The 17,048-nt window shown below is 64.3% G+C and carries 10 protein-coding genes and 1 riboswitch; of the genes, 4 read left to right on the top strand and 6 right to left on the bottom strand.

Annotated features, from left to right (window positions below):
* Positions 1 to 8 precede the first annotated feature (8 nt).
* From LKE50_07585 to LKE50_07560, 6 genes are all read right to left on the bottom strand, one after another.
* Positions 9 to 1,304 carry an O-acetylhomoserine aminocarboxypropyltransferase/cysteine synthase gene (locus LKE50_07585; GenBank protein MCH3968455.1) on the bottom strand — a complete coding sequence of 432 codons (1,296 nt, stop codon included), beginning with the start codon at positions 1,302 to 1,304 and terminating at the stop codon, positions 9 to 11.
* Positions 1,305 to 1,622: 318 nt separating this feature from the next.
* Positions 1,623 to 3,197 carry an L-serine ammonia-lyase, iron-sulfur-dependent, subunit alpha gene (sdaAA, locus tag LKE50_07580; GenBank protein ID MCH3968454.1) on the bottom strand — a complete coding sequence of 525 codons (1,575 nt, stop codon included), beginning with the start codon at positions 3,195 to 3,197 and terminating at the stop codon, positions 1,623 to 1,625.
* Between the two features lie 20 nt (positions 3,198 to 3,217).
* Positions 3,218 to 4,705 carry a glutamate--tRNA ligase gene (gene gltX / locus LKE50_07575; protein ID MCH3968453.1) on the bottom strand — a complete coding sequence of 496 codons (1,488 nt, stop codon included), beginning with the start codon at positions 4,703 to 4,705 and terminating at the stop codon, positions 3,218 to 3,220.
* A 411-nt stretch (positions 4,706 to 5,116) separates the two neighbouring features.
* Positions 5,117 to 6,169, bottom strand: coding sequence for a hypothetical protein (locus LKE50_07570; protein MCH3968452.1), 1,053 nt, complete (start codon positions 6,167 to 6,169; stop codon positions 5,117 to 5,119).
* A 440-nt stretch (positions 6,170 to 6,609) separates the two neighbouring features.
* Entirely contained in the window at positions 6,610 to 9,429 is a 2,820-nt protein-coding gene (locus tag LKE50_07565) for a hypothetical protein (GenBank protein MCH3968451.1), read from the bottom strand.
* A gap of 2 nt (positions 9,430 to 9,431) precedes the next feature.
* Positions 9,432 to 11,603, bottom strand: coding sequence for an MMPL family transporter (locus tag LKE50_07560; protein ID MCH3968450.1), 2,172 nt, complete (start codon positions 11,601 to 11,603; stop codon positions 9,432 to 9,434).
* A gap of 176 nt (positions 11,604 to 11,779) precedes the next feature.
* Between LKE50_07560 and LKE50_07555 the strand changes: the two genes are divergently transcribed.
* The 4 genes from LKE50_07555 (at position 11,780) to metK (ending at position 17,039) form a co-directional block, all read left to right on the top strand.
* Complete coding sequence (locus tag LKE50_07555; GenBank protein MCH3968449.1) at positions 11,780 to 12,277, top strand: TetR/AcrR family transcriptional regulator; 498 nt, start codon at positions 11,780 to 11,782, stop codon at positions 12,275 to 12,277.
* A gap of 198 nt (positions 12,278 to 12,475) precedes the next feature.
* Positions 12,476 to 13,246 (top strand): TetR/AcrR family transcriptional regulator, encoded by a 771-nt coding sequence (locus LKE50_07550; GenBank protein MCH3968448.1) that lies wholly within the window; start codon positions 12,476 to 12,478, stop codon positions 13,244 to 13,246.
* 56 nt (positions 13,247 to 13,302) lie between these two features.
* Positions 13,303 to 15,447, top strand: coding sequence for a hypothetical protein (locus LKE50_07545; GenBank protein ID MCH3968447.1), 2,145 nt, complete (start codon positions 13,303 to 13,305; stop codon positions 15,445 to 15,447).
* 97 nt (positions 15,448 to 15,544) lie between these two features.
* Positions 15,545 to 15,677: riboswitch (SAM riboswitch) on the top strand.
* 102 nt (positions 15,678 to 15,779) lie between these two features.
* On the top strand, positions 15,780 to 17,039 hold the full coding sequence (gene metK / locus LKE50_07540) for a methionine adenosyltransferase (GenBank protein MCH3968446.1): 1,260 nt from the start codon (positions 15,780 to 15,782) through the stop codon (positions 17,037 to 17,039).
* Positions 17,040 to 17,048 lie beyond the last annotated feature (9 nt).

Here is a 17,048-nt window from a genome sequence, read left to right as displayed (position 1 = left end):
CCGTATGATCAGACGGCCGCGAACGCCCGGTCGAGGTCGGCGATGATGTCGTCGATGTGCTCGGTGCCGATCGAGAGCCGGATGGTCCCGGGGGTGATGCCCTGCTCGGCGAGCTCAGAGGGTGAGAGCTCGGCATGGGTCGTGGTCGCCGGATGGATGACCAGGCTCTTCACGTCGGCCACGTTCGCCAGGAGCGAGAAGAGCTCGAGGTGGTCGATGAAGCGGAAGGCCGCCTCCTGGCCACCCTCGATCTCGAACGTGAAGATCGAGCCGGCGCCGTCGGGGAAGTAGCGCTCGTAGAGCTCATGGTCCGGATGGTCAGGCAGGCTCGGGTGGTTCACATGCGCGACCTTGGGCTGGCCTTGGAGGTAGTCGACGACCTTGAGGGCGTTCTCGACGTGGCGCTCGATGCGCAGTGACAGGGTCTCGGTGCCCTGGAGGAGCAGGAAGGCGTTGAAGGGAGAGATGGTCGCCCCCTCGTCGCGCAGGATGATGGCGCGCAGGTAGGTGGCGAAGGCCGCCGGGCCTGCCGCCTCCACGAACGAGATGCCGTGGTAGCTGGGATTGCCCTCGGTGAGCTGGGGGAAGCGGTCCGAGCTGGACCAGTCGAACGTGCCTCCGTCGACGACGATGCCGCCGAGCGTCGTGCCGTGCCCGCCTATGAACTTCGTGGCCGAGTGCACCACGATGTCGGCCCCGTGCTCGATGGGTCGGATGAGGTAGGGGGTGCCGAAGGTGTTGTCCACCACGAGCGGCAGGCCATGGGCGTGCGCGATCGTGGCAATCGCGTCGATGTCAGGGATGTCAGAGTTGGGGTTGCCAAGCGTCTCAAGGTAGACGGCCTTGGTCTCGGGCCTAATCGCCCCCTCGAGCTGCGCGAGGTCATGGGCGTCCACGAAGGTCGTCTGGATGCCGAGGCGGGGGAGGGTATGGGCGAGGAGGTTGTAGGTGCCGCCATAGATGGTCTTCTGGGCAACGATGTGGTCGCCCTCGCCGGCAAGGCCCTGGATGGTGTAGGTGATGGCCGCGGCGCCCGAGGCGACGGCCAGACCGGCGACGCCTCCCTCGAGGGCGGCGATGCGACGCTCGAAGACGTCCTCGGTGGAGTTGGTGAGACGGCCGTAGATGTTGCCGGCATCCTTGAGGCCGAAGCGGTCGGCCGCATGCTGGCAGTCATGGAAGACATAGCTGGTGGTCTGGTAGATGGGGACGGCGCGGGAGTCGGTGGCGGGGTCGGGGCTCTCCTGTCCCACGTGCAGCTGGAGGGTCTCGAAGTGGTAAGGGCGTGCGGTGGCCTGGGCCATGATGGTCTCCTTAAGACGGTGAGTTCTTTGATGAGTGGAATGGTGCGGGACGCGCCCATGCATGGACGCTACTCCCAGGTGCTGCACGCGTTCTGGCCCCCGAGCGACCTATCGAATCTTGGGGGAGTGGTGGCGAGGCAGCATCCGGGAGCATGGCATTCGCTTGGTCTGCCAGTGTGCCCCACCATGATGGAAGCTGCTCATGGGCCCTCTCCTCGTCGCTGGTGGCATCGGCTCCCGATGCCTTGGTGAAGGAGTATGGGCCTAGAAACCTAGCAAGTCAATAGGAATATTGAGAAGAACCTCGTGGGCCGAGGACTACCTGCCCGCGCAGCCCAAGCAACGCGCGGCAGAGGGCTCGGCGGCGAGGCCCCCGAGGGCGGTCTCGCGGAGCGCGGGCGAGAGCGACGTCCCGACTGCCTTCATGGCATGGAGCACCTCGTCGAAGGGCAGCGGGCTCGTGACACCTGCGAGGGCGAGCTGGGCCGAGCTCATCGCGCAGGCAACGCCGAGGGCGTTGCGGTCCTGGCAGGGGTGCTCGACCAGGCCGCCCACGGGGTCGCAGACCAGGCCGAGCAGGTTCCCGAGGGCTATCGAGGCCGCATGGAGGCAGGTCTCGGGCGAGCCGCCGAGGAGCTGCGTGAGGCCTGCAGCGGCCATCGCCGATGCCGTGCCGACCTCGGCCTGGCATCCGCCTTCGGCACCCGACACCGTGGCCAGCGACGAGGCGAGTGCGCCTATCGCGGCCGCGCACCAGAGGGCGTCCTCGACTTGGGCATCGGTCGCCCGTGTCGTCTCGCCACAGGCGATGAGGGCGCCGGGCACGACGCCGGCCGAGCCTGCCGTGGGGGCCGCCACGATGACGCCCATGGAGGCCGAGCGCTCGAGCGTGGCCATGGCGTAGGCGGTGGCCTTGGTGAGCGTGCCACCCATGAGGGCATATGCCTGCTCGTCTTGGACTCCTGCCACCTGGGCCGCCTGGCCGCAGAGAAGCCCTCCGAGCGACCTGGTGGGCCGAGCGAGGGGAGCGGACACAGCATCACGCATCACGGAGAGGACGCGGCCCATCATGCCGGAGACCTTCTCGGCGTCCCCCGTGAGCTCCTCCTCGCGAAGATGCATCATGTCGCCGATCGATCGGTGGTCATTCTCGCAGAGCGACAGCAGCGAGGCTGCCGTGTCGAAGTCATGGGCCACCTGGGACGGGCAGGTCGCGGGGAGCGCCCCAGGGATTCGGACGACGGAGGCCCCTACCACCTGGTCGGTCTGAGCGATCAGTCGTACGAGGTCCGGTTCCAGGTGCGTGTCGACCTCGAAGACGGAGTAGGCCATGGCCCCAGGAGCGGTGCGGTAGGTGCGCATGGTCGCGATGTTGATGCCTGAACCCGAGAGCGTCCCGGTGAGTGCGGCCAGGATGCCGGGGCGGTCCCGATGTCGCACGAAGAGGGTCTCGAGCTCACCGGTGACCTCGACGGCCACACCGTCGATCGCCGTCACGCGCACGCGCCCGCCCCCGACCGACTCGCCGGTCACCTGGAGCGAGGTCCCGTTCGAGAGCTCCAGGTTGACGATCGCCGTGTTGGGGTGCGGGACCTGCGTGGTGGCGTCGAGGTCGAACGAGAAGGAGAGGCCGGCCTCACGTGCCCGTTCGAACGAGTCGCGGATGCGCACGTCATCGGCGGCCATTCCCAGGATGCCGGCGACCAGGGCCTTGTCCGTGCCGTGACCCCGTGCGGTCCGTGCGAACGACCCGAGCAGCGTGAAGTGCACCGAGCGTATCGGCGCGCAGGCGAGCTGTCGGGCGACGAGGGCGATGCGCAGGGCGCCGGCCGTGTGCGAGCTCGAGGGGCCCACCATGACGGGGCCGAGTATCTCGAACGCGGAGGTCCTCATGCCGGCTCCTTCCGGGATGGCTAGCCTGCGAGCGGGATGGCTGCCGTGAGGCGGGCGAGTGCCGTGTCGCGGCCGAGCAGCTCCATGGATGCCCCGAGCGGCGGTGAGACCTGGTTGCCGCACTCCGCCACGCGCACGGCCTGGAAGAGCTTGCGCTTCGAGACCTCGAGCTGCTCGGGCATGGGCTCCAGGGCCGCATCGATGGCATCGGCCTCCCAGGAGCTCTCGTCGAGGTTGACGAGGCGCTCGGCCACGGCTCTGAGGACGTCGGCGACGCCCTCCTTGGCGAGGTTCTTGGCCACGGACTTCTCGTCCATCGTCACCTGGTCGCCCTCATAGAGGAAGCGGGCCTTCCCGACCACGTCGGGCGAGACCGTGGTGCGAGGCTTGAGGACGCTCGAGAGCAGGTCGAACCAGTGCTCGCGGCCGGCATAGCAGCCGTCCTTCTCGAGGTCGGCTGCTATGAGCTCCGGCACGAGCACCTCCTGGGAGAACTCGGCGTCACTCATCGCGAGCAGGTACTGGGAGTTCACCCAGTCGAGCTTCTTGGGGTCGAACGTGGCCGGGTTCTTTGAGACGTGCTCGAGCGAGAACTCCTTGGCAAGCGTGTCACGTGTCACGATGGTGGTGTCGCCGTCGAGCGACCAGCCGAGAAGTGCGAGATAGTTCACGAAGGCGTCCGAGAGGTATCCGGCATCGCGGTACTCCTCGACGCTCGTGGCGCCGTGGCGCTTCGAGAGCTTCTTGCCGTCGGCGCCCAGGATCATCGAGATGTGGGCGAAGGTGGGGACAGGTGCGTCCAACGCCTCGTAGACCATGACCTGGCGCGGGGTGTTGGAGAGGTGGTCGTCACCGCGGATGACATGGGTGATGCCCATGGCGGCGTCGTCGACCACCGTGGCGAAGTTGTAGGTGGGGGTGCCGTCGGTGCGGATGATGACGAAGTCGTCGAGTTCCTTGGCATCGAAGGTGACCTCGCCGTGGACCGCGTCGTGGATCACGACGTCGCCGCGGTCGAGCGGCACCTTGATGCGCCAGACGTGGGGCTCGCCGGCGTCGATGCGCGCCTGCGCCGCCGCGGGGTCGAGGTCACGGCAGGTGCGCTGGTAGCCCTGGAAGGGGTCCTTGCGGTCCTCGGCGGCCTTCTTGTCTGCGGCGAGCCTCTCGGGCGTGCAGAAGCAGGGGTAGGCGTTCCCCGAGGCTGCCAGCTTGCGTGCGGCCTCGAGGTAGAGGTCCATGCGGTCGGTCTGCTTGTAGGGGGCGCACGGGCCACCGACGTCGGGACCCTCATCCCAGTCGAGCCCGAGCCAGCGCATGGCGCGCAGGATGACCTGGGTGTTCTCCTCGGTGGAGCGGGTGGGGTCCGTGTCGTCGATGCGCAGGATGAAGGTGCCGCCGTTGGCGCGGGCGAAGGCCCAGTTGAAGATTGCGGTGCGCGCCCCTCCCACATGGAGCTTGCCGGTGGGTGAGGGAGCGAAGCGGACGCGGACGGGCGTTGATGAGGACAAGGGGCTCTCCTTGGGTCGTGGAGGTACATGGCGCCAGTCGGGCGTCGGTTCATATGCGCCCACCAGTATAGCCAACGTGTGCGGGACGACGGGGGCCTGCGTCGGGCGACGACGGGGCGGATGTGGCCATTCGGTCGCGGCGGCATGTGCTTCTCGCTGCTTCGTGGAGAGCCGCTCGTCTTGGAGTGTAGGGGTACCCTGTGCGGAGCCGCTTTCGTGGCTTTCGCCGCACACGGCCGTTCGATTCCGCGCCGGTTTCGGTGGTTTCCTGCGCGGAATCGAACGAACGTGCAAGGGCACTATGGAGCAAGCTCAGCATCGCCGCAGGTGAGAAGTACGATAGTTCTTCTTGGCCTCCTCTTGGCACGCGCGGAATCGAACGAACGTGTACCTCTGCGGTTGGCGGTCTGCTTACCTCTGGTCGGGCGGGAGGTCACTCTCGTCGGGTGCCCCGTCAGCGCTGATGTCGCCCTTTCCTAGCAGGGACTCCCTGAGCTCGCTCGTACGCCTTGTGACCTCATCAGGGCTTAGGCGAGTCCGTACCCGGGCTCCGATTTCATTGGCTATCAACGTGGCGACTCTGTCGAACCCCTTCGCCGAGAAGAGCTCTGCGGCCGTGAGCGTGATCACGTGGACTCCCATGCTCTCGAGGAGGTTCCGCCGCCGCGAGTCGGCCGCGAGCTTCTTGGCGCCCACATGCCATCTGGTCGACTGGTACTCGACGGCGGCATGGTGGGGCTGACCTGCCGCTAGTTCGGCATCCTTCGACTCCCAGCAGAGGTCGCACTCGAGGTAGCCGGGATCGCCAGCCTGCCGGAGGTCGGACGGTACATCGAATCGCTGGTTCATCTGGGGCTTGGGAAATCCCTTGCCTCCCCTCGTCACCGGCAGCGAGAAGAGCAGCTCGGCCTGCGTCTCCTTGGGCGAGGCGGAGCCGTCGACGGCATGACGAAGCGCCCGGCGGGCCGCCTTGACGCCATTCACACCTTCCGAGGAGTCGAGGTAGCTGGAGACGAGCGCCGTCGATGTGAGCGCTGGGCGGCACTCGAGGCCATCGCCCTCGGGACGGTAAGTCCCGCAGAACTCGTCCATGAGCTGTATAAGTTCCAGGAACGGCAGCGTCTCTGCCATCTGGAGGAGGCAGAGCTCGGGTGAGACGAGGAAGACGTCTCCCTCAAGGCGGAGCCCAGAGTGTGGGGGAAGCGCCGTGGTGCGTGCGTGCCAGTGGATTCCCTCTTTTGACAAGTGATGGCCGTAGGTCGAGGAGACGAGGTCCCACGGCCTGGCAAGGTCCATGAGCGTGTCGGACCAGAGGGTGGTGGCCGTACCCTCTACCGTCCACGGTGTCGCGCGTCCCTCACTGGGGACTTCGAGCGTCATCGTCTGCGAGAAGCTCGCATGCGTATAGACCTCGGGTCGACGCCAGAGTTCGAGGGCGGTCTGGTATCCGAAGAGCATCGTCATGGCCCAAGGCTACCAGGTGCATCCGGGGCGACGGGCGTGGTGTCGGCATATGGCACGGGGACTCTTGGGGTTCGTTACGCATGGGAGCTGTGGCGACGCGTGCGAGTGGTCGAGGATGTGCTGCCTGGCGCGTCGCGTGCTCCATCGGCGAGCGGCATCTTGGTGCGGCTCGCTTCCGTATACACGTTCGTTCGATTCCGCGCCGGTTTCAGCGGGTTCCTGCGCGGAATCGACCGAACGCGCGGGGCCAATCAGAAGATGTGCCACGTCGCTGCAGGTCAGAAGCATGATGGCTCTTTTCAGCTTCCCTTGGCACGCGCGGAATCGAACGAATGTGCGTTGCTCGCTGGCACAGCGTTGCGTCGGTACTCGAGAGCGCGGGAGGGCCCCGCATCACGTATGTGCGGGGCCCTCCCGTGAACGCTTCCTGGCGAGAAGAACTAGTCCTGCTTGCTTGAGTCCCCGGTGAAGAGGGCGAGGAAGCGGTCGACGATGCTCTGGTTCGAGGTGTCGGTGGTGTCGTCGGTGGTCGTCGTGGCGGTGTCGTCCGTGGAGGAGTCGTCAGCGGTCACGCCATCGACCACGTAGACGAACTCGACCTCGTTGACGTTGGTGTTGGAGGCGTCGACGAAGGAGTGGAGCTGGTAGTCCTTGCCGAGCTTCTGGTCGATGTAGTCCTGGGCCTTGTCGAGGACGGTCTGGTCGAGGCCGTCGACGGAGCTCTGCAGGGTGTCGAGGCCGTCAGAGAGCTCGGTCGAGCCGCTGAGAGCGGAGTTCGTGCCGGACGCGAGGGTGTCGAGGCCGTCGGAGAGGGTCGAGGCACCGGAGTCTACCTGCGAGGCGCCGCTGCTGAGCGTCGAGGCACCGGAGGAAAGCGTGTAGGCGCCGGTGCTGAGCTGAGCCACGCCGGTGCTGGCCGTGAAGCAGGCGCTTGCCAGCGAGGCCGCACCGGTCTTGACCGAGGTCGCGCCCGTGTTCACGGACTTGGCGCCACTGGCGACGGAGGCTGCGCCGCTGTTCACCGAGGAGGCACCTGTGGCTACGCTGCTGGCGCCGCTGGCTAGGGAGGACAGACCTTCATAGATTTCGCCATTCTCTTCGAGCTCGGCCTTCAACTTGGCGGATCCGGTCGCGACTTCTGCGGAGCCCTTCTTGAGGGCGGCGAGCTGGTCCTGGGTGGTCTTGCCCGTGAGGGTGTCGATAGTCGACTGCATGCTGCTAAGCAGGTCGCTGGACTCCTTGATGATTGACTTCGACTTTGAGGGGATACCGCCGATATGGTCGGAATCGAGGTCGGTTTGGACGTTTGAGAGGTCGGTGCCGAGCGTACTCAGCCCACTGCTCAGGCTGCTGAGTGACGTGAGCGCATCGCTCGTGGTCTGGAGCGTGGCTGCCGCCGCGGTGACGTCTTCGCCTGCCGTCTTGGCATCAGCACCTGCGTCCTGTACTGCCGTGCCGGCAGTGCCTGCCTTCGTGCCGACGTTCGTGACGCTGGTCCCGGCGGTGCTGGTGGCAGACCCTGCCGTCTTCACGGCCGCTGCCGCCTTTTGAACGGCATCAATCTGCGCGGCGCTCATGCCGGTCGTGTCGATGCCCTCAAGGGCTGTCCCCGCTGCCGTGCAGTCCTTGCCTGCCGTCGAGAGGTCTGATCCCGCCGTGGAGGCCGCGCTCGCCGTGCTCGTGAGGTCGGTGCCAGCCGAGGTCAGCGAGGACTCGTCCGCGGAGAGCGCGGTGCCTGCCGTCTCGAGCGCGGACTTCTCGCCTGACAAGGCTGTCTCGGCATTGGTGATGGCGGACGATGCCTTCGTCATCGCATCGGAGAGATCCTCAGCGTCTTTGCTGGTCTTCTGGGCGTCCGTGCTCAGCTGGGTGCCGTCTTTATCTGCCTGCCTCTCGAGGGCCGTCATCTCGTTCGAGATGGCCGTGAGCTCCGTCACCAAAGTGTCCACTCCGTCGCTGACCTGGTCAGCCCCGTCGGTGAGATTGTCCATGCCGTCATAGAACGTGGTCGTGCTGCTGCCCTTGCCGTCGACGGTGAGGGCAGCCTTGAGCTTCGCTGCCCCATTCGACACGCTGGTGGCACCTGTCGAGAGCGAGGAGGTGCCACTTGCGAGCTGAGTCGCGCCCGTCGAGAGCGAGGACGTGCCCGTGGCAAGTGAGTTGGCGCCGGACGAGAGCGTGCTAGCTCCGTTGGCCAGCTGCGTGCTGCCGCTGCTGAGCGTATCCGTGGCTGCGGCCAGCGTGCTCGCACCGCTTGCCAGCGTGCTTGCTCCGCTCGCGAGGCTGCTGGTCCCGCTGGCCAGCGTGTTCGACCCGGAGGCCGCGCTCGCAGCTCCGGAGTTCAGCGTGTCGAGGCCGCTCGTGAGCGAGTTGCCGCCGTCGGCCAGCTGGTCCACGCCGTCCGTGAGGGTCGAGACCTGGTCGGTGAGCTCCGAGGTGTCGTAGGTGCTCAGGTCCACGTTCAGGGTGATGGGCATGGCGCTGATCTGCCAGCCGGAGTAGGTGAAGTCACTCGCCTTGCCCTTGATGTGGTACTCGCCACCCTCGCCGGGGAGCACGAGGTAGGTGAGGAGCGTGTTGTCGCCCACGACCGTCGCCGTGGCATCTGTCGAGTCGGTGATGTCGAAGTTGGCGTTGGCGAAGGTGCCCTGCGCCTGCAGCATGAAGCTGTTGGCGAAGTCGGACGTGGACGAGCTGTCGTCGAGCGGCGTGATCTTGAGGTCGATGTCGAGGTCGCCGTCCTTGCCTGCGAGGTCATCGGGTGACACGACCTGCCCATCGAGCGTGTATGTGAGCTGGATGGTCCAGGGCAACGTGGTCGATGAGTCGAGGTCGCCCTGGTAGTAGAAGGGCTCGTTGGCCAGGGTGGTCAGATCCACGGAGCCGTTCGTCTCGGTGAGGCCCTGCGTGGTCGAGAGGTTGGTCAGCTTGGTATAGGTGCCGGGGTCGGCGACATCCTCTGCGTCGGTCGTGTTGAAGTAGTTGACGACGTAGATGCCTTGATTCTGTCCGCTCGCGTTGGCCTTGGCGTAGACGATCTCGTCCTTGGTCGCGCTCGTGGTCGAGTTCGACCCGCTGGCCGTGCTGGCGTCACCGGTCGTGCTCGTGTCCGAGTCCTCGGCATAGGCTACGCCCCCCTCGAGCGGCGTCGAGATCACGAGGATCGAGCTCACCGCGCAGGCGAGGAGCTTCCTCCCGAGGACGGACGGCTGCGGTGTGGCTGTCTCGTTGGCCTGCTTGCGATTCCTGTTCGTATGCATCGTTACTCCTCGTCGTTCGAGTTTGTTGACTGGTCTGAGGTGGCGCAGGCGGGCGGCGTGAGGGTCGGGACGGACGTGGTCCCGTCCTTTCCGGTTCCACCCTTCTCGTCATAGAAGTCCACGTGGAGGCTCGTGCGCCGGATGAAGCCGTCGAAGATCTTGAAGGTGAGCGGCATCACCAGGAAGATGAGGATCACCGAGATGAGCGCGCCACGGGCGATGAGCAGGCCGACCTGCTGGATCATCGGCGAGGAGACGGCGACGTAGATGCCCAGGCACGCAAGTATCAGGATGGAGCTCGAGGTGATGATGGGCTGCGCCGTGGCCCCGATGGACTGGATGGCTGCCTGATCCTTTGGCATGAGCTTTCGTCTGCGCAGGTACTCCTCGGTATAGATGATCGAGTAGTCCACGGCCGCGCCGAGCTGCACGGCGTCGATCACCAGGAAGGCGACGAAGTTGACCGTGTCTCCCATGAAGTAGGGCACCGCCTCGTTGATCCAGATGGAGACCTCGATGGCGAGGATCATCGTGAGCGGGATCGAGAACGACTTGAACATGATGAGCAGCACGATGCTGATGGCAGCCACCGAGACGATCTTGACGGTGGTCTGGTCGCTCGAGGTGACCGAGCGGATGTCGTAGTAGCTCACGGTGTTGCCGGCAAGGTGCCAGTCGTCACCGTAATAGCTGCTGAGCATGTTGCGAACCTGCTCGACCAGGTCGAAGGACCCCGATCCCTCCTCGGTGATGTTGCTCGTGAGGACGATGCGGCTGTATCCGCCATTGATGAGCTGGGAGACCTCGTCCTCGCTCGCAAGCTCGTGGGGCAGGCTCGTGCCGGCCACGGTGGTGTACGAGAGCACCGATTTCGTGGTGGGAAGGGCCTTGAGGTCGGCCACGAGGGCCTCCTCGTTGGCCCATTGCCCCTCTGGCACCATGATCGCCCATGTCTGCGACTCGCCGAAGGCGTCGGTGATGAGTGCGCTGTCGGTCGTCACCTGGTCTGTCGACGAGAGGTTGGCCGACTGCCCGTAGCTGAAGTTCACGGACTGTGAGGCAAGGAGGGCCGGCACGGCGATGAGGCAGGCGATGGCGAAGGCGGGCACCGCTCCCTTGGTGCAACCCCGCGCGAACCGCTTGAACGACTTGATGAACGGCTTGTGCGTGGTTCTCTCGACCACGTTCCTCATTCCATAGAGGATGCAGGGCATGAGCAGGGTGATCGAGAAGAACGAGCACACGATGCCCTTGGCGAGGGCGATGCCCATGTCCTGGCCGATGAGGAACTGCATTGCCGCAAGCGAGAGGAAGCCGAAGAACGTGACGGCAGCAGAGGAGAGGATGACCGGGAAGGATTTCACCATGGCGTGCACCATGGCCTCGAACTGGTCGTCGTACTTCTCGCGTGCCTGCCCGAAGTTGGTGAGCAGCACGATTGAGTAGTCCATCGACACGGCCAGCTGCAGCACGCTCGCCACGAGCTCGGTGATCGAAGAGATGGTGCCTCTGAATATGTTGGTGCCCATGTTGAGGCAGATGGCGACGCCGATGGTGAGCAGCATCACCACTGGGTGCAGGTAGCTCGTGGTCGAGAGCATGACGATAAGGAAGACCGTGATGACGGCGATGATCATGATCCTGACCATGTCCGTGTTGATGGAGGCCATGGAGGAGGCGGTCGATGCCGCCGAGCCGTCTATGGCCACGGTCTCGGCACCGGGTATCGCCTTGGCCATGCTGCGGATGTTGTCGATCTCGGTCTGGTCCACGGTGTCCGAGAGCACCAGCTGGAAGAGGTATCCCTTGCCGTCATACCACTCGTCGATGGTGTCCTGGTCCTGCACGGCGAGCGGCTCCGTCAGGTCGACCTCGTCGCCCAGCCAGGTCACCGAGATCACGTCGCCCTGACCCTTGAGTTGGTCGACGAAGTCCGCGGCATCGACCTGCGAGATGCCTGTCACGTAGACACGTCCGTTGGTGATGTCGTTGCCGTAGACCTCCTTCATGGCATCGAGGTCCTGCGAGGACTTTGCCGAGGGCGGCAGGTAGTCGCTCATGTCGGCGTCGATCCCTACCTGCGGGATGAGGAAGGCGCAGATGCATGTGAGCGCCACGAAGACGGCGACGACGATCTTCCTGTGCTTGAGGACGTTTCTGAAAAGACGTTCCATCGCGTTGCATGCTCCCTTGCCCATTGATGTACAGTTGTCGAAACTCATACGGGTGTCGTTTTCTACCAGGAGTCAATTATTGTGAGTGACAGGCGTACGTCAATCCCCAAACAGACGCGCGACTGTGTGGAACCAGACAGAACATGGCAAACATGTCCGAAAGTAGGGAGGATCTCATGGGCGACACACCCAACCGGAACGCGCGGCGCTCGATACGGTTGCTCAAGGACGCCTTTTTGCAGCTCCTTGTGGAGAAGCCATATGACCAGATCTCGGTCTCGGACGTCACGCGCGCGGCCGACCTCAACCGCGGCACCTTCTACGCCCACTTCAACAACATGGACGACCTGCTCCGTTCTACGATGCAGGACTACACGGAGAGCGTGAGCGACCTCATCGACCAGTGCATCAACGAGGACTTCCCGGCGGACCCCATGCCCGTGCTAAGCCACATCGGCGGCTACCTGGGGAGCGACCAGGAGCTCTTCAAGAAGCTTGTCATGTCCACGAGCGTGGAGCCCTTCATCAACTCTCTCCGCGAGATGTTCTGCGAGAAGATCCGCGAGCAGCTCGCCACGAGGCGTTCGAGCATGGACGAGAGGTTCGTGCTCGTCGGCTACCGAGTACCTGACCAGCGGCGTGCTCGGGGCCTATCGCTCATGGCTCTCGGGTGACTACGGCGATGCGACCATCGATGACGTCAACCGTTATCTGAGCGGCCTCGTGAGGTCCACGGCCATGGCGTTGGAGGCATGACCACTGCCTTCTGCGGTTCCCCTGCTTGCGTTCCGGCCAAAGTAGTAGGATGTTGACCGCGGGTCAGTTTTTGTCGAATGGTTGTCAAGAGGGGTAGTGACCAGACCGTGGGTACGATGATGGGCGACATAGCACAGGGTGGTCAGAGGCCCGAGCTCGGTATGCCCGCGGCCAACGCGGACGTCTCTGCCGATGCGGCCGAGCTCCTCGAGATAGCCAAGGAGAAGGTCGTCGGCCGCAAGGTCTCCAAGACCCGCAAGAGCGCCGAGACCCGCGAGCGCATCCTGGCTGCGGCCAGTGAGCTCATCGACGAGCGCGGGGCCGTCGACTTCCAGATGGCCGAGGTGGCCCGCCGCTGCAAGATGAGCAAGGGCTCGCTCTACTACTACTTCGCCGACCGCGAGGAGATTGTGCAGGAGATCTTCTCGGAGGCCATCGACCACTTCGTCTCGAGCCTCGAAGGCGCTGTGGCAGGTGCGCGCTCCTCGAGCGAGGCGCTGCATGACCTCTGCGTGGCCTTCTCCGACTGCGTGCGCGAGGGTGGACCCCTCACGCTGGCCATTGCCGTCGAGCTCATCCAAGGCCGGTCGAGCATGCTCGACACCATCGAGGACCGCTTCTATCGCATCGGACACATCATCGAGGTGCAGCTCGAGCGTGCCAAGCAGGAGGGCGTGGTCCGCAAGGACCTCGACTGCTCTGTGGCGGCCTCGTGCGTGTGCGGCGCCTTCTTCTTCTCGCTGGTCGAGGCCATGGCCCACGACAGGGACAATCTCGATGCTGACGACCTCACCGACAAGCTCGTGAGCATCGTCATGAACGGGGTCGGCGTCGCTCCCGTGGCCGATTCCAGCTCGTCTTCCGGTCGAGCGAGTCTCCCACAATAGGAAGGTCCCATCTCCCGCGGGTGACGACCGGCTCCTAATCAGGTAACGTTAAGGAGATGAGCAACCTCAACTGTGGAGGCATCTTCCTTATGGCCAGCATGCCGAGCGACCTTGCCACGAATCGGCATGAGGGACATGGTCGCCTTCCGTCACTTCTCATGTGCCTCGTTGCTGTGGGCCTGCTCGAGACCTTCCTGTTCAACTTCCCCTTCTGGGAGTCTCTCACGTTCCACGAGGCCTCGCCGACCTCGGTCTCCTATGGTGCCGGTCTCGTGGACAACGGCGATGGGACGCTTACCGTCGTAGGCACAGATGATCAGGTCGTGGAGCTTGAGGGAATTGATTCTCAGGTCAACAACCTCCACGCCGTCATATCGACGGACGCATCCGCCTCGCTCGAGGCCTCGGTTGGCTGGTCCGACTCAGCTTGGGAGAATGAGGGATATCACGAGTATCCTGCCACAATCACGGCATCGTCCTCTGACAGCACGTATCTCAGGTTGCATACCTCTGGCGTGACCCATTCGCTGCACCTGAGCTTCGACCTCCCCCAGGGAACCAAGGTCAGCGTCAGCCATCTTGGGCTCAACGAGGTCCGTCCCTTCAAGGTCTCGGCACTTCGAGTCGTATGCATGTTGCTGATTGCGGGCATCATCTTCCTCTTCAGGCCCACGTCACGCCTCTGGAGGGAGCGCATCTGCGAGAAGGACAGGTTCGGTATCGCCATGGTGGCTACGGTCATCCTTGTCGTCTCCGCTGTCTGTGCGGTGCTGGGGCTTGCGACTGCGAGCGATGATAAGCCCGTGCTGGTCCCCGAATCGGGGTGCTATTGGCTGCACGGCCAATATACCGAGCTTGCCGACTCGCTCATGCAGGGGCGAGTCGATCTCGACCTTCCTGTTCCAGACTGGTTGGCTGAGCTCGACAATCCCTACGACCCTTCAGCCCGCGATGCGGCGCGGGGCGATGACGGTGAGCCCTACTACATTGACGTGGCCTATTATCAAGGTCACTACTACACGTACTTCGGCGTGGTACCTGTGGTGCTATTCTCGCTTCCCCTTGCCGCGCTGACGGGTCACGTGCCATCCGTCGGAATCCTCCAGACCTTCTGGATGGTGCTTGCGGTCGTCGCGCTCGGGCTCTTCCTGTATGAGCTCTTCAAGAGATACGCGCCGCGCAGCTCATATGCCCTGCTCATTCTCTCGTACGTCTCGGTCTTCCTCTGCTCGGGGCTCCTCTACCTGCTTATGATGGTGCATAGCACCTACTCGATTCCCTATGCGTCCGCGCTGGCGCTCCTGTTCCTTGGTCTCTGGGCGTGGCTCAGGGCGAAGTCTGCCTTGAGCATTGGCGGACGCTCGAGCCTGGTATGGCTTGTCGTGGGTTCCCTCTGCGTCTCACTTACTCTGGGATGTCGTCCGACATTCTTCCTCTCCTTCTTTCTCGCGATTCCGCTCTTCTGGGATGAGATCACACGGGGCCGGCTCTTCTTCTCGTGGGCCGGGTCTGCCAATACGCTCTGCGTGCTGGTGCCCCTTGTGCTCGTGGTCGGTGCCGTCGGTGCGTATAACATGGCGCGGTTCGGCTCGCCCATGGAGTTCGGCGCGAACTATAACCTTACCGGCGGGGACATGACCAACAGGGGGTTCCAGCTCGGTCGGCTTCCCCTCGGGTTCTTCGAGTACCTGTTCCAGCCTGTTCGCATCGATCCGCAGTTCCCATACCTCACGGTGGTATCTGCCAAGTCCATAGGAGCCGATTATATCGGCTACACCTCGTCAGAGCCTTACATAGCAGGGATGTTGGCTTTGAATCCCCTCATGGTCGTGGGCGCCGTTCAGGGCTGGAGGCATCGTGACGTCCTGCGGAAGAGCGGCGTACTCGGGCTTTGCGCGATGCTCGTGGCAATCTCCTTGGTCTGCATCGTGGTGGTGACGGAGGGGTCGGGAATCACGCAACGCTACCAGTCTGACTTCGGATGGGCACTTGGCATCGCAAGCGTCATCGTGGTCGCGACGCTCATGCAGGATGCTGATGCCAGTCGGACGAGGATCTATGTCGGTGTCGTCCTTGCTTGCGTCACCATCTGTGTCCTGCTCTACGCCATGAGCGTCTTTGCGAACGGGATGTTCTACTCGCTCGACACGGTCAGCCCCGGCTTCTATGCCACGGTGAGGGGCTGGTTCCTGCTTATGTGACATGCGGCCGCTGCGCTCCATCGCTCCGTCTTCGTGTTTCGAAAAAACTGACTCCGGTTCGATTTACATCCTCACCTGTTATGGCTACCATGGTCCTTGCTCGTCAAGAGGCGCTCGTGAGGGCGCACAGAGCTGAGGGACCGAGCCCTATGAAGCTCCGGCAACCCGCCGCGGTGACGCGGCCTCGGTGCCAATTCTCGGCAGGCCACATATGGCCTGGAAGACGGGGGAGAGATGTGTCGCACACATGGGTCCCCTTGGCATGAGTCGAGGGGACCTTTCGCTTGGTCCCCGCAAAGTGCGCGCAAGCGCAGAAGGAGGACGCAGGAACCATGGCAGACGAGAGCTACTACTTCACCTCGGAGAGCGTGACCGAGGGGCACCCCGACAAGATCTGCGACCAGATCTCTGACGCGGTGCTGGACGCCATTCTCACCAAGGAGGGCGCGCTCGAGAAGGCCGGCTACATCGCACCCAACGGTCGCCCCGCATCGGTCGACGAGGTCCGCTGCGCATGCGAGACGTTCGTCACCACCGGCACCGTGATCGTGGCAGGCGAGATCCGCACCCAGGCCTACGTGGATGTCGCCCAGATCGCCCGCGAGACACTCCGCCGCATCGGCTACGACCGTGCCAAGTACGGCTTCGACTGCGACACCTGCGGCGTCATCAACATGATCCATGAGCAGAGCCCCGACATCGCCCAGGGCGTCGACGAGTCCTTCGACGCCCAGAGCGGCGCCACCGATCCGCTCGACCTCATCGGCGCGGGCGACCAGGGCATGATGTTCGGCTACGCCTCGGACGAGACGGACGTCCTCATGCCCATGCCCATCTATCTGGCACAGCGTCTGGCCCAGAAGCTGGCGGAGGTTCGCAAGAACGGCTCCGTGGGGTACCTCCGTCCCGACGGCAAGACCCAGGTGACCGTGCGCTATGAGGGCGGCCGCCCCGTCGAGGTCACGGCCATCGTCATCTCGACGCAGCACGACCCCTCGATCCTCACGATGGATACCATCAAGAAGGACATGGTCAACCGTGTCATCACCCCGGTCCTCGACCAGGTGGGCATCGAGTGGCGCAACGCCGACGTCTACGTGAACCCCACCGGTCGCTTCGTGGTGGGTGGCCCGATGGGTGACACCGGCCTCACCGGCCGCAAGATCATCGTCGACACCTACGGTGGCATGGGCCGCCACGGTGGCGGCTGCTTCAGCGGCAAGGACTGCACCAAGGTCGACCGCTCGGCAGCCTATGCGGCGCGTTGGGTCGCCAAGAACGTCGTGGCCGCGGGTCTGGCGCATCGCTGCGAGGTCGAGCTCGCCTATGCCATCGGCGTGGCGCACCCGCTCTCGACCATGGTGGACACGCACGGCACCGGCAGCGTCCCTGACACCCTCATCGAGCAGGCGGTCGAGAAGGTCTTCGACCTGCGTCCCGGTGCCATCATCCGCGACCTCGACCTGCGTCGCCCAATCTACGAGAAGACGGCCGCCTATGGGCACTTCGGCCGCAACGACCCTGACTTCACGTGGGAGAACGTCGACCGCGTGGACCAGCTCAAGGCTGCGGTGGCTGAGCTGCAGGCATAAGGATCGACG

The sequence above is a fragment of the Atopobiaceae bacterium genome (genome assembly GCA_022483015.1).
Classification (GTDB): Bacteria; Actinomycetota; Coriobacteriia; order Coriobacteriales; family Atopobiaceae; genus JALCUE01.
The sequence above is the reverse complement of the archived record's forward strand: the minus strand, read 5'-3'. Positions and strand labels throughout refer to the sequence as shown.

Bases quoted from the DNA above. Each gene is read 5' to 3' on its own strand.
- LKE50_07585 (MCH3968455.1), bottom strand. From the start codon at position 1,304: ATGGCCCAGGCCACCGCACGCCCTTACCACTTCGAGACCCTCCAGCTG.
- sdaAA (MCH3968454.1), bottom strand. From the start codon at position 3,197: ATGAGGACCTCCGCGTTCGAGATACTCGGCCCCGTCATGGTGGGCCCC.
- LKE50_07570 (MCH3968452.1), bottom strand. From the start codon at position 6,169: ATGACGATGCTCTTCGGATACCAGACCGCCCTCGAACTCTGGCGTCGA.
- LKE50_07565 (MCH3968451.1), bottom strand. From the start codon at position 9,429: ATGCATACGAACAGGAATCGCAAGCAGGCCAACGAGACAGCCACACCG.
- LKE50_07560 (MCH3968450.1), bottom strand. From the start codon at position 11,603: ATGGAACGTCTTTTCAGAAACGTCCTCAAGCACAGGAAGATCGTCGTC.
- LKE50_07555 (MCH3968449.1), top strand. From the start codon at position 11,780: ATGGGCGACACACCCAACCGGAACGCGCGGCGCTCGATACGGTTGCTC.
- LKE50_07550 (MCH3968448.1), top strand. From the start codon at position 12,476: ATGATGGGCGACATAGCACAGGGTGGTCAGAGGCCCGAGCTCGGTATG.
- LKE50_07545 (MCH3968447.1), top strand. From the start codon at position 13,303: ATGAGCAACCTCAACTGTGGAGGCATCTTCCTTATGGCCAGCATGCCG.
- metK (MCH3968446.1), top strand. From the start codon at position 15,780: ATGGCAGACGAGAGCTACTACTTCACCTCGGAGAGCGTGACCGAGGGG.